Source organism: Salimicrobium jeotgali (assembly GCF_001685435.2).
Classification (GTDB): domain Bacteria; phylum Bacillota; class Bacilli; order Bacillales; family Halobacillaceae; genus Salimicrobium; species Salimicrobium album.
The window spans coordinates 2,638,508-2,650,711 of the sequence record NZ_CP011361.2; the positions used below are offsets into that span (position 1 = coordinate 2,638,508).

The window sequence follows — 12,204 nt, forward strand, 5'->3', positions numbered from 1 at the left end:
CAGTGCCGCTCTGGTTCTTCACCGCAAAAACCAAAATCCCCCCTGCCGCCTGTTCCTCTTTTGCGCAGGCAACGGCAGTCAGGGGGTCTCCAGCAATTACACGACATCTTCCCTCATCATAGAAGGAAGGCGTCTCAGAAATTCCTCGATAAGCTCGTAGCGTCTCGGTTTTGTATTTCTGTCCAGACGGAAGCGGATCGTCAGCTGGTTCTCGTCCGTACCAAGCTGCACCATCCGTCCGTACTGGTTGGCCATTTCGAACAGCCGGGAACCGTCGATGCCCTGGCTCTGTTCTTTTTCCATCACCAGTTTGATCATGTGCTTCTGTTCCGTGATTTCTTCAATACGGTTTTGTTTCGCCTGCTGCTTCAGCACGGAAACTGTGAACAATTTCTCCACCTGTTCCGGATAGTCTCCGAAGCGGTCGATAAGCTCATCACGAAGATCCTGGATATCCTCTTCCGATTCAATCGTCTGAAAACGTTTATACATGTCGATCTTCTGTTTCTCATCCGAGATGTAATCACCCGGAAGGTAAGCGTCGATATCCAGCTGGAGTTCAGGCTGGAACGGCTGTATGGCCTCGGGCGTTTTCCCCTGACGTTTCGCTTCGATCGCATCCTTCAGCATCTGTGAATACATATCGAACCCGACAGAATCGATGAAGCCGTGCTGCTGGGCACCGAGCAGGTTCCCTGCTCCCCGGATCGACAAATCACGCATGGCAATCTTGAACCCGGATCCGAGCTCCGTGAACTCTTTGATCGCTTCCAGACGTTTTTCCGCGATTTCCGTCAGCACCTTGTTCTGCTGATAGGTGAAATAAGCGTAAGCGACCCGGTTGGACCGGCCCACGCGCCCGCGTATCTGATAAAGCTGGCTGAGCCCCATTCTGTCCGCGTCATATACGATAAGCGTATTTACGTTAGGGATGTCCACGCCTGTTTCAATGATTGTAGTACTTACGAGAACGTCATATTCCCCTTCCAGAAAGGCGAACATAATATTCTCAAGCTCTGTTTCATTCATCTGACCGTGAGCTACTGCGACTCTCGCATCCGGCACGAGCTCGGATATGTGGGAAGCCATCCGGTCAATGCTGTCCACCCGGTTGTACAGGAAGAAGACCTGACCGTCCCGCGACATCTCGCGTTCCACCGCTTCCCGTATAAATACCGGATTGTACTCGATGACGTACGTCTGAATGGGAAACCTGTTTTCCGGAGGGGTTTCGATAACGGAAAGGTCCCGTACTCCGAGCATGGACATGTGCAGCGTCCGCGGTATGGGAGTAGCCGTGAGAGTCAGAACGTCCACGTCCGCTTTCAGCTGTTTGATCTTCTCTTTGTGCTTCACACCAAAACGCTGCTCTTCATCAACGATAAGCAGACCGAGATCTTTGAACTCGACATCTTTCGACAGAAGACGATGCGTTCCCACTACAATATCAACCAGCCCTTTTCGGAGTCCGTCCGTATTATCCTTCTGCTGCTTTCTCGTACGGAAGCGGCTCATCAGACCGATGTTCACTCCGAAATCCTGCATACGTTCCGTCAGCGTTTCGTAGTGCTGCTGGGCAAGGATCGTAGTCGGCACAAGTATCGCCACCTGCTTTCCTTCCGCAATCGCTTTGAAAGCGGCACGGAGAGCCACTTCCGTTTTCCCGTACCCGACATCCCCGCATAGAAGGCGGTCCATCGGGCGCACCCGTTCCATGTCGTGTTTGATTTCTTCGATACAACGAACCTGATCGGGAGTCTCTTCGTAAGGAAAAGCTTCCTCGAACTCTTTCTGCATTTCCCCGTCCTGCTCAAAGGAGTGACCCCTGGACGCTTCACGCTCGGCGTAAATTTCAATAAGGTCATCCGCTATATCTTCAACCGAAGACTGGACGCGCCGCTTAACTTTCGCCCACTCGGAGCCGCCGAGTTTATAAATTTTAGGCTCTTTTCCTTCAGAACCGACATATTTCTGGATCAGGTCGATCTGATCCACCGGCACGAACAGCTTATCATTCCCGGAGTATTGCACCATCAGGAAATCATTGTGCGTCCCGCTCGACTCCAGCGTTTCGATGCCGAGGTACTTACCGATACCGTGGTGGGAGTGGACGACGTAATCGCCGACGTTCAGTTCCTGATAGCTCTTAATCCGTTCGGCGTTTGAAATCTTTTCTTTCTTTTTCCGTTTAGGTGCCCGTTTTTTAAACAGTTCCCTTTCGGTCAATACAGCTATTTTGTGGAGCGGCCATTCGAAACCGGCCCGGAGTGCGCTGTCGATGATCACCGGAGTGCTCACCGGCAGGGTTACATCCTCTTCCCCTACTACCGCCTCCATTTCATAATCATCGAGAACCGCCTGGACCTTCTCTTTCCGCTGCTCTCCCGAAGCCGCGATAACGACCGAGAAGTCCTGCTTCTTCCAGCGATCCATCTCATTTTTCAGTAAGTTCATCTGGCCGTGGAATTCCTGCATCTGCCGCCCTGTTATGTTGACGACATTCCCGGGCTGAGTGGAGGGGATATGTCTCATGAATACGGACAGGTAAATGCGCTGATGAGTCGTTTTCGCCCATATATCATGCCAGTCATGGGACACCTGCAAGTCTCTCACGGTACGCCCGTTTTCAAGCAGGTTCCGGTGCCATTCTCCTTCCTCCTCATCCAGTCGCTGTGCTGTTTCCTGAATTCTGCTCATTTCATCAAACACGACGATCCCGTCCTGCGACAGGTAATCGAGCAGGCTGTAAGTCTCTTCATAGAAAAATTCCATGTACTTGTACATATTCTCGAAGCGTTCCTGCTGTTCCAGCCGTTCCTTGTCATGCGAGATCTCTTCGAACAACCTCTGTTTCGCTTCCTGGTCCGACCACTTGCCGACCGTGTCCTGATAGGCGTCTTCGAGTCTGTTCAGAGCCCTGGCGTAATCTTCCGGTTTCAGAAGCATTTCCGTCGCCGGTCTGATCACCGTGCTCCCAAGCTTTTCTTTTGAGCGTTGGGATTCGACATCAAAGGTACGGATCGAGTCCACTTCCGTATCAAAAAGCTCAATCCGGACCGGGTATTCCTCCGTCAGGGGATAAACGTCAAGAATCCCCCCGCGCATCGAAAACTCACCCGGAGAAGAGACCATGCCCGTACGTTCATATCCGATTTTCACAAGTTTCGACAACGTATGGTCAAGATCGATTTCTTCTCCCATGTCAAAATGAAGCTGAGCTTCTTTCCAATACGAAACAGGCGGCATTATTCTTTTTAAAGCCGCCACAGGTGCTATGAAAATACCGGAGTCTTCATGAAGCCATTCGTCCAGAGCATCGATCCGCTGACTTCTCAGTTCGGGGCTGGCGATAGCGATTTCCGATGCGATCAGTTCGTTGACCGGATAGAGATGTACCGGGCAGTCGTCTGCCCATTCCTGCAGGTCTTCATACAGCTGCTGAGCCTGATGCAGCTGATGGGTGACGAGAAGGACCGGCCGTTTCACCGCTTCCTGCACGACGGAAACCAGCATGCTTCTTGACGTCCCCGAAACCCCGGCTACCATCTGTTCTTTTATACCGCTACTGACCCCCTCGATAACTGAAGCAATATCATCATGGGAACGTAAATATTGTTTTATTCCATTCATAGTAACCAACCCTCCACCTTCAAAGCTTCCTCTCCCTCGAATTCATCTTTTATAATCGTAAAAAAACAGACCCGGACACCTGGTCCGCCTACTTGTTATACTCATTCATAACTTCATCGAAGCTTCTCTCCATCCACGCCTCACACGCTTCTACGGAACGGTCGATACTGTCTTCCATATACTTTTTCTCTTCTTTGCTGAATGTGTCGAGCACGTGGTTAATGACCGAGTCGCTCTTCGGCTTTCCAATTCCCACACGCAGCCGCTTGAACTCTTTCGTACCAAGCTGGTCAATGATATCACGGATTCCGTTATGACCCCCGTGACCACCTTTTTGGCGCAGACGGATTTTTCCGGGCAGGAGATCGAGATCATCATAAATGACGAGCAGATCCTCTTCTCCGAGTCCGAAATAATCCATAAACGAACGTACTGCTCCTCCCGACAAATTCATATATGTCTGAGGTTTAAGTAAAATGATCTTTTCCCCGCGTACGTGTTCCGTCGTGAACAGGCTGTTGAACTTTTTCTTTTCCACGGTCCAGTTGTTCCGCTTTGCAAGCTCATCAATCACCTGAAAACCGGCGTTATGTCTGGTAGCTTCATATTTCTTACCGGGATTCCCCAGTCCTACGATACACTTCATAAGTTGAACTTCCTTTTCTTTTGAATGATTACCGTTATTATAGCATAGCAAAAACCGAAAGCTTAACGAAAGAAAAGGGCGCGCCTTTTCGGCTACGCCCTTCCTCATTCCTCTCGTTTATCAGGAATTCTCGTTATCTTCATCTTCGTCTTCATCCGGGTCTTTAAGAATATCCGGCTGCTCGTCTGTCTCTTCTTCCGGCTCCGTCGGAACTTCTTCCGGAGGAGTAACGGAAACGATTGTCGTATTCTCATCTTCAAGAAGTTCGTAGTTACGTCCTTCTTTCAGGTCGCTCACCATCAGGCTGTCGCCGATTTGAAGTTCGGATACGTCCACAGTAATCGACTCCGGAATGTCACCGGGCTTCGCACGAAGAGCTACAGCGTAAAGAGGCTGCTGCAGTACGCCGCCTTCACGTACGCCTTCAGGCTCTCCTTCCACGTTGATAGAAACTTCCACGTCTACTTCCTGCTGCATGTTAACCGCGTAGAAATCCGCGTGGATCAGTTCGTCTTTGAGCGGGTCGATCTGGTGCTCGTGAAGCATTACATCCAGTGTATCTCCACCTTCAACATCAAGGGAAATGATGGCGTTTCTGCCGTGGTCACGAACCGTTTTAAGAAGTTCGATGCTGTTTACGGAAAGAGTTACCGGGTCTTTTTCTTTACCATATACGACACCAGGAACGTCTCCGCGCTGACGGATTTCCTTCGTGCTGGATTTTTGCAGATTATCTCTTTTCGTTGCTTTCAATTTAATAGCCAATTTCATCTACCTCCAAATATTTATCGTTACTGTATACCCTCATTAACGTATGAGTAAACGTATTAATCAAAAAGAATACTTACGGACTGACGTTCGTGCACACGAATAATCGCTTCACTGATTAACGGAGCAACAGAGAGCGGGTTGACTTTCTCAATCTGTTTATCTTCTCCAAGCGGAATCGTGTTCGTGACGACCAGTTCCTTGATTTTAGAATCATTGATGCGTTCGATCGCCGGACCTGAAAGTACAGGGTGTGTACAGCAGGCGTACACTTCTTTCGCTCCGTTCTCGACCAGTGCGTTTGCTGCTAAAGTGATGGTACCGGCCGTGTCGATGATATCATCGATCAGAATTGCTGTCTTACCTTCAATGTTACCGACAATATTCATAACCTCTGCCACGTTTGGCAGCGGCCGGCGTTTATCGATAATGGCAATCGGGGCCCCGAGACGGTCTGCCATTTTTCTGGCGCGTGTCACCCCGCCGTGGTCAGGCGATACGACAACGATGTCGTCGAGATTCTTATTCTCGAAATACTCGGAAAGGATAGGTACTCCGATAAGGTTGTCGATCGGTATGTCGAAGAAACCCTGGATTTGCGGAGCATGAAGATCCATCATAATGACCCGGTCCGCTCCCGAAGTCTGAAGCAGGTCTGCTACAAGTTTAGCGGTGATGGGTTCACGCGACCGGGCTTTCCTGTCCTGTCTCGCGTACCCGTAATAAGGCATGACGATATTGATCGAGTTTGCCGACGCCCGTTTCAGTGCGTCAATCATAATCAGAAGTTCCATCAGGTGCTGGTTGACCGGTGAACTTGTCGATTGCACCACGTATACGTCACAACCACGAATACTTTCATCAATGTTGATTTGAACTTCTCCATCACTGAACGTAGTTACTGTACATTTCCCGAGCTCAATACCGATATTGCTGGCAATCTCTTCTGCAAGCGCCGGGTTGGAATTCAAAGTAAAAACCTTCAGCTCCGAGTTTCGGTAATCCTTAGCCGCCATGGAACGAACCCTCCATTAATCTTTTTTCTTGGATTTCAGTTTCTGTGCGTAATTTTCTTTGTTCGTCTGCCGTGCTCTTGCAATAGACAGCGACTCTTTCGGAACATCTTTATTAATGGTTGAGCCGGCCGCTACGTACGAACCTTTCCCAACGGTAACCGGGGCGATGAGGTTCGAATTACAGCCGATAAACGCATCATCTTCGATTGTAGTCAAAAACTTATTCTTTCCGTCATAGTTGACGGTGATCGTTCCACAGCCGATATTCACCCCGCTGCCTACGTCAGCGTCCCCTATATAACTCAGGTGGGAGACTTTACTTCCTTCACCGAACGAAGCTTTCTTCACCTCAACGAAGTTACCCACTTTCACTTCATCACCGAGGTCCGATTCAGGACGAATGTGCGCAAATGGCCCTATTTTTACGCGTTTGCCCACTTTACTGTCGGACACAAAACTCTGTTTCACAACGGACCCTTCTCCGATATAGCTGCGCTCCACAGTGGAATTCGGACCGATGACCACGTCATCCTCAATGACCGTATCACCCGTAATCGTGGTACCGGGCTCAATTGTGACATCCTGACCGATAACGGCATCCGCACTGATATAAGTATTGGAAGGATCTATAATAGTCACGCCGCCGCGCATATGGTTTTCATTGATTCTTTCCCTCATAAACGCCTCTGCCCTGGACAGAGCGACACGGTCATTGACCCCGAGTGCTTCCCTCAGGTCTTCCATCTGATACGCACTTACGGATTCCCCTTCTTTTTGAAGAATCTCCATGACATCCGGCAGGTAGTATTCCCCCTGGGCATTATCATTCGAAACGCTGGAGAGTGCTTCAAAAAGCATTTCATTATCAAAACAGTACGTTCCGGTATTGATTTCCTGCACCTTCGCCTCTTCCGGTGAAGCGTCTTTCTGCTCCACGATACGTTTGACGTCGCCACGTTCATCGCGAAGGACACGACCATAACCGTGCGGGTCTTCCGCATGGGCAGTAAGTACTGTCGCTTTCGCCTGCTTCTGTTCATGGTGCGAAAGAAGAGCTTCAAGCGTATCACTCGTCAGAAGCGGTGTGTCACCGCAGACGACGACGGTCGTCCCTTTTTTACCGGAGAGGTGATCTCCGGCCTGGAGTACTGCATGACCTGTGCCGAGCTGTTCCTTCTGAATGACATACTCACTGCTGTCTCCGAGCTGTTCCTGCACAGTTTCCGCTCCGAAACCGACAACAGTAATGATCTGCGATAGTTCCAATTGATTAAGTTGATCTGTTACGTGCTGCACCATCGGCTTTCCGGCTACAGGATGAAGAACTTTGTAAAGCTTTGATTTCATCCTGGTACCCTGACCGGCTGCGAGCACTACTGCAAAACGATTGGCCATGAAGTAACCCCCATCATAGTTATCCACTATGAATATTATCTTAAATCAGAATTAATTTCAACATTACACCCGTCAGTGATTATATTTTTTAGAAATGGGTATATCAATACTATAGCAGGTGGTCGGCTCTTCTTCTTCTCCTGTCGAAAAAAATATCCCGCCCCGTTTTAGTTACGCGGCTCCGATTATTTCCGGGAAAGAAACTGCTGAGAGCTAAAAAAGAACCTGACCCGTCCCGGTCAGATTCTCTTCTGAAACATTTTTAAGAAGCGCCTGCTCCCTCATATTCCATTTGCTGAGGTGCCTCGGCTTTTTGATAAGCTTCGAGTACAGCCTCCTGTATTTTACCTCTCGTGCCGGAATTGATCGGATGAGCGATATCCCTGAATTCTCCGTCCGGTGTACGTTTGCTCGGCATCGCCACGAACAGTCCATTATTCCCGTCGATGACACGAACGTCATGTACCACGAATTCCTGATCAAACGTAATAGAAGCAATTGCTCGCATTCTTCCTTCTGTGTTTACTCGACGCAGTCTCACGTCAGTTACTTCCATTAACCATTCACCACCTTTGTTTTATAGAGCCTGTTATATTATTTCTACTCTGTCACAAAGTTTCCTGCTTTATTCAGAAAATTTTTTCTCTATTTCTAATAAAGTTTTCTTAAAGCCTTCCGAGAAGATTACCGGCTTCCACTTCAATTTCTTTCGTACGGTCATCGGCGTGAAGAATGCGCAACAGTGATACATAGTCATCGACGACACGTTCTTCCTCTTCGTCTTCCGCTTCCGCCAGCACTCCGATACCTGCAACTTGCGCATCGAATTCTTTCAGCAGATTCTTCATACCGTTAATCGTGCCGCCTGCTTTCATAAAATCATCGATGATACATACATTGGATCCGGGACTAAGCGAACGCTTCGTCAGCACCATTGTCTGGATTTTTCTGGTGGAGCCCGACACGTAGTTAATACTTACGGTCGACCCTTCCGTAACTTTCGGGTCTCTTCTCGCGATGACCACCGGAACGTTTAAATGAGCGGCTACCGCATAAGCAAGAGGGATCCCTTTCGTTGCTACAGTCATTACCGCATCTATTTCCCGGTCGACGAACACAGAAGCGAACATTTTTCCGATGTCATTCACCGTCCGCGGGTCTCCGAGGAGATCACTCATAAACAGGTAACCTCCCGGAAGAAGGCGGCCTGTATCCGAAAGCTTCTCACAGAGTTGTTCGACAAACGGAGTCCCATAGCTCTGCGAGTAGGCCGGGATATATTTCACCCCGCCGGAAGCCCCCGCCACCGATGCCAGGTACCCCGTTCCTTCCTCCTGGAACCGTTCATCAATGATTCCGAGATCTTCACTGATGGAAGATTTGGCGGAACCGAACTTTTCCACGAAAAAGGGGAGGGAGATCAGGGTGTAAGGATGTTCAATAATGTAACGGGTCATAGAAACTAAACGTTTACTTCTTTTCATATACAGAAACTCCTCTTAAAACCGAATATTTTATTTAAATATAACAAAAATATACGGTTTTAATCAAGAGTGTCCTTCGTTCCAAGGACTCTCACCATATACACTTCATCACAAAACCCTTTCAGATGGTTACAGATCCTTCTGGCTTTTACATCCGGCTCCACCAGGGAAAACACGGTCGGACCGCTCCCGCTCATCAGGGACGTATCCGCTCCGGCCTGCAGCATATGTTCTTTCAGCTGGGCTACTTCAGGATAAAGTCGCACGGTGACCCCCTCCAGCGTATTACCTACGCTCTGGCACATCTTTTCATAATCTCCTGTCCGCAGGGCTTCCACCATGGAGGAGGTGTCCGGGTGCCCGGCCTCTTTTATGTCCAGGGCCTGATAAATGGTTTTCGTAGATACGCCGATAGGCGGTTTGGCAAGTACGACCCAGCACGGAGGAGGTGCGGGGAGCTCCTCGATTTTTTCTCCCCGACCGGTAGCTAAGGCCGTGCCCCCGTGGACGCAAAAAGAAACGTCCGATCCGATTTCTGCTCCGATTTCCGCAAGTTCACCGGGAGTTGTATCCAGGTCAAACAGCCGCGCCATCCCTCTTAATACGGCAGCTGCATCACTGCTTCCTCCTGCCAGTCCTGCAGCCACGGGAACGTGTTTCGTCAATTTGATATGGACACCGCCAGTGATGGAATAATGCTTCTTCATTTTCTTCGCTGCCAGGTAGGCAAGATTACGCTCATCATTGGGGACGTATCTGCTTTCGGCTTCCAGAACAATTTTATTCTTTTTCAGGCTGGTCAGTTCAATACGGTCGGCAAGGTCTATCGTAGTCATCACCATCTCCACTTCGTGGAAACCGTCTTTTCTTTTATGTAGCACGTCGAGCGATAAATTTATTTTCGCCGGCGCTTTCTCCATTATATACATACCAACACCCACTTAAACGTATAGTATGACCGCATTGTACCATAAAAAGACAAAACAAAAAGCAGCAAACGAAATGTTTACTGCTCTGCTACGGCAACTGATGGTTGTTCTTCGAAGTTGAGTTCCACGGTTTCGGTCAAAACATCCGCGTAACTGTAAGAGACTCTCTCATAAGAATTCTCTTCGGGATCCAATTCCACGATAAAAACGGAAGGGTACGTATCGGAAAGCGTCCCTGTACGTTCAATCGTTTTGCGTCGACCTCCATTAGCTTTCAATGTAAGTCGGTTTCCGATCTGTTCTTCTAGCGTTTGCTTGATTTCTCCCAATGTTTTAGCCACTAGACTCCACCTCACTAAAACAAATGTATCACACATATTGGAAATAGTCAAATAAGTGATATATTATAGCAATATTCAATAAAGAATGTCAATCACAAAGAAAAGCGGAGCCATTCGCTTAGAAGTTCTAAGATAAGCAGGTACTCCGGGCTTCGGGTGCTCTGGCCCGAAACAGGGGGGCCAGCTTATCTTACGGACTTCTGAATGGCGGAGCTGGATCATGAAAAGCGGAAACTTCCGGGTAGAAGCACTGGCGTAAGCAGGAGGCTTACTTTTCGGGGGCCTTTCCCCGAAAATAAGTGTACTGCTTAGGACATGAGCTTCTGGAAGTTGCAGCTGGACAAAGAAAAGCGAAAGCGTCCGTTCAGAAATGAAGGCATAAGCAGCCCGGTCACGTGAAAGGTGACTTTTCCTTTCACTGATCCGAGCTGCTTGTGACATGAATTTCTGGACGCTGCAGCTGGATCATGAAAAGCCGAAAATTCCGGGTAGAAGCGCTGGCGTAAGCAGGAGGCTTACTTTACCTTATGGAAAACATCCGCCAGTTTCGCGAACTCTTCCATCGAAAGCGACTCCCCCCGGCGACCGGGGTCGATACCCGAGCCCTCCATACGTTCCCTGATCTCACTCTTTTCAAGTGACCCTTTGAAGAAACTACCGAGGTTATTGATAAGCGTCTTCCTCCTCTGTTTAAAAGAGGCTCTCACTATTTCAAAGAAAAAATCTTCATCCTGCACGTCGACAGGCGGTTCCGCACGCTTTTCCAGATGAAGCACAGCGGAATCCACATTCGGCTGGGGCATGAATACAGACTTCGGCACCGTCATCGGTATGCTCGCTTCCGTGTAATACTGCACAGCGATCGACAGCGAACCGTAGCTTTTTGTGCCCGGAGAGGCGGCCATCCGCTCGGCTACTTCCTTCTGAATCATTACCGTAATGCTCTGGAACGGAAGACGGTCCATCAGCAATCTCATTAGGATAGGAGTAGTGATGTAATAGGGGAGGTTCGCAACCACTCTCACTTCTTCATGATCACGGGCAAGCTCGCGAACGACCTGGTCTATATCCGCTTTCAGAATATCTTCATTGATAATTGTGGCGTTCTCGAAAGATGACAGTTCCTCCTCGAGAATAGGTACCAGCCGCTGATCGATTTCAAAAGCCGTGACAGAACCTGCGTGGAGAGCCAGCTGTTCGGTCAGCGCTCCTATGCCGGGGCCGATTTCAATAGCTGCTGTATTCTCACTGATCCCGGCATGGCAGAGCATATTTTTTAAAATATTAACATCTACGAGAAAGTTCTGTCCCAGGCTCTTCTTAAAGGAAAACCCGGCTTTTGCTAAAATGTCTTTCGTGCGACCTGGTGTCGCTATCGCTTTATTGTTCATCTTTCTCCTCCTGAATAATTTCTCTCATGACCTGTTCCACTTCCTCTTTAGTAATGCGGAACATATTCAAACGACGCACCAGCTGCTTCGCGTTCGTATGACCAATGTAAAGGCGTTCCCCCAGTTTTTCCCGCCGGGCACTGGCACCGGGTCCTCCGACCAGACCGTATGGCAGAAGGTCGGCTTTCTCCAAATGATCATCCTCTTCTTCTGTCACTTCATAAACGGCGGACAATGCTTCCCTTATATGCTCTGCCGACGCATGTTCCACTCCTACCCCTTTGTCATGTTTGGCAATAGCCGTATGCTTCGGCAGAAACGCGTGCTTGCAGCCCGGTACATGTTCGGAGACGATATGTCGGATCCGTTTTCCCGGATAATCCGGATCCGTAAAAATGATGACCCCGCGCTTTTCGTATGCATGTCTGATTCTCTCAAGGACGTCATCACCAATCGCCGAGCCATTCGTTTCAATCGTATCGGCCACGACCGCCTGTTTGATTTTTTGTGTATCATCTTTACCTTCGACGACGATTATTTCTTTAACTTTCACCTCAGGCCCCTCCGTTCATTTGCTTCTGTAAGCATACCACGTGTGACCCCT

General features: G+C 49.0%; 11 protein-coding genes. All 11 read right to left on the reverse strand.

Annotated elements, in window-relative coordinates:
* Nucleotides 1-96: 96 nt before the first annotated feature.
* Nucleotides 97-3,630 (reverse strand): transcription-repair coupling factor, encoded by a 3,534-nt coding sequence (gene mfd / locus AAV35_RS13520; RefSeq protein ID WP_008591384.1) that lies wholly within the window; start codon nucleotides 3,628-3,630, stop codon nucleotides 97-99.
* Nucleotides 3,631-3,718: 88 nt separating this feature from the next.
* Nucleotides 3,719-4,276, reverse strand: coding sequence for an aminoacyl-tRNA hydrolase (gene pth / locus AAV35_RS13525; RefSeq protein WP_008591381.1), 558 nt, complete (start codon nucleotides 4,274-4,276; stop codon nucleotides 3,719-3,721).
* Nucleotides 4,277-4,396: 120 nt separating this feature from the next.
* Complete coding sequence (locus tag AAV35_RS13530; RefSeq protein WP_008591379.1) at nucleotides 4,397-5,041, reverse strand: 50S ribosomal protein L25/general stress protein Ctc; 645 nt, start codon at nucleotides 5,039-5,041, stop codon at nucleotides 4,397-4,399.
* A 62-nt stretch (nucleotides 5,042-5,103) separates the two neighbouring features.
* Nucleotides 5,104-6,060, reverse strand: coding sequence for a ribose-phosphate diphosphokinase (locus AAV35_RS13535; protein WP_008591378.1), 957 nt, complete (start codon nucleotides 6,058-6,060; stop codon nucleotides 5,104-5,106).
* A 15-nt stretch (nucleotides 6,061-6,075) separates the two neighbouring features.
* Nucleotides 6,076-7,455 carry a bifunctional UDP-N-acetylglucosamine diphosphorylase/glucosamine-1-phosphate N-acetyltransferase GlmU gene (gene glmU, locus AAV35_RS13540; protein WP_008591376.1) on the reverse strand — a complete coding sequence of 460 codons (1,380 nt, stop codon included), beginning with the start codon at nucleotides 7,453-7,455 and terminating at the stop codon, nucleotides 6,076-6,078.
* A 262-nt stretch (nucleotides 7,456-7,717) separates the two neighbouring features.
* Nucleotides 7,718-8,011: a septation regulator SpoVG gene (spoVG, locus tag AAV35_RS13545; protein ID WP_008591375.1), complete on the reverse strand. Its 294-nt coding sequence runs from the start codon at nucleotides 8,009-8,011 to the stop codon at nucleotides 7,718-7,720.
* A 109-nt stretch (nucleotides 8,012-8,120) separates the two neighbouring features.
* Nucleotides 8,121-8,939, reverse strand: coding sequence for a pur operon repressor (purR, locus tag AAV35_RS13550; RefSeq protein WP_008591372.1), 819 nt, complete (start codon nucleotides 8,937-8,939; stop codon nucleotides 8,121-8,123).
* Nucleotides 8,940-8,998: 59 nt separating this feature from the next.
* Nucleotides 8,999-9,868 carry a 4-(cytidine 5'-diphospho)-2-C-methyl-D-erythritol kinase gene (gene ispE, locus AAV35_RS13555; protein ID WP_008591370.1) on the reverse strand — a complete coding sequence of 290 codons (870 nt, stop codon included), beginning with the start codon at nucleotides 9,866-9,868 and terminating at the stop codon, nucleotides 8,999-9,001.
* 77 nt (nucleotides 9,869-9,945) lie between these two features.
* Nucleotides 9,946-10,209 (reverse strand): biofilm formation stimulator Veg, encoded by a 264-nt coding sequence (veg, locus tag AAV35_RS13560; protein WP_008591368.1) that lies wholly within the window; start codon nucleotides 10,207-10,209, stop codon nucleotides 9,946-9,948.
* A 515-nt stretch (nucleotides 10,210-10,724) separates the two neighbouring features.
* The gene (gene rsmA / locus AAV35_RS13570; protein WP_008591362.1) at nucleotides 10,725-11,600 is read right to left on the reverse strand and encodes a 16S rRNA (adenine(1518)-N(6)/adenine(1519)-N(6))-dimethyltransferase RsmA; all 876 of its coding nucleotides are present in this window, start codon (nucleotides 11,598-11,600) and stop codon (nucleotides 10,725-10,727) included.
* A complete protein-coding gene (rnmV, locus tag AAV35_RS13575; RefSeq protein WP_008591360.1) occupies nucleotides 11,590-12,153 on the reverse strand; it encodes a ribonuclease M5 in 564 nt (187 codons plus the stop codon). The genes rsmA and rnmV overlap by 11 nt, the downstream gene beginning before the upstream one ends.
* Nucleotides 12,154-12,204: the final 51 nt, after the last annotated feature.

Coding starts and splice junctions, on each gene's coding strand:
- pth (WP_008591381.1), bottom strand. CDS start 4,276: ATGAAGTGTATCGTAGGACTGGGGAATCCCGGTAAGAAATATGAAGCT.
- spoVG (WP_008591375.1), bottom strand. CDS start 8,011: ATGGAAGTAACTGACGTGAGACTGCGTCGAGTAAACACAGAAGGAAGA.
- purR (WP_008591372.1), bottom strand. CDS start 8,939: ATGAAAAGAAGTAAACGTTTAGTTTCTATGACCCGTTACATTATTGAA.
- rsmA (WP_008591362.1), bottom strand. CDS start 11,600: ATGAACAATAAAGCGATAGCGACACCAGGTCGCACGAAAGACATTTTA.
- glmU (WP_008591376.1), bottom strand. CDS start 7,455: ATGGCCAATCGTTTTGCAGTAGTGCTCGCAGCCGGTCAGGGTACCAGG.
- ispE (WP_008591370.1), bottom strand. CDS start 9,868: ATGTATATAATGGAGAAAGCGCCGGCGAAAATAAATTTATCGCTCGAC.
- AAV35_RS13535 (WP_008591378.1), bottom strand. CDS start 6,060: ATGGCGGCTAAGGATTACCGAAACTCGGAGCTGAAGGTTTTTACTTTG.
- mfd (WP_008591384.1), bottom strand. CDS start 3,630: ATGAATGGAATAAAACAATATTTACGTTCCCATGATGATATTGCTTCA.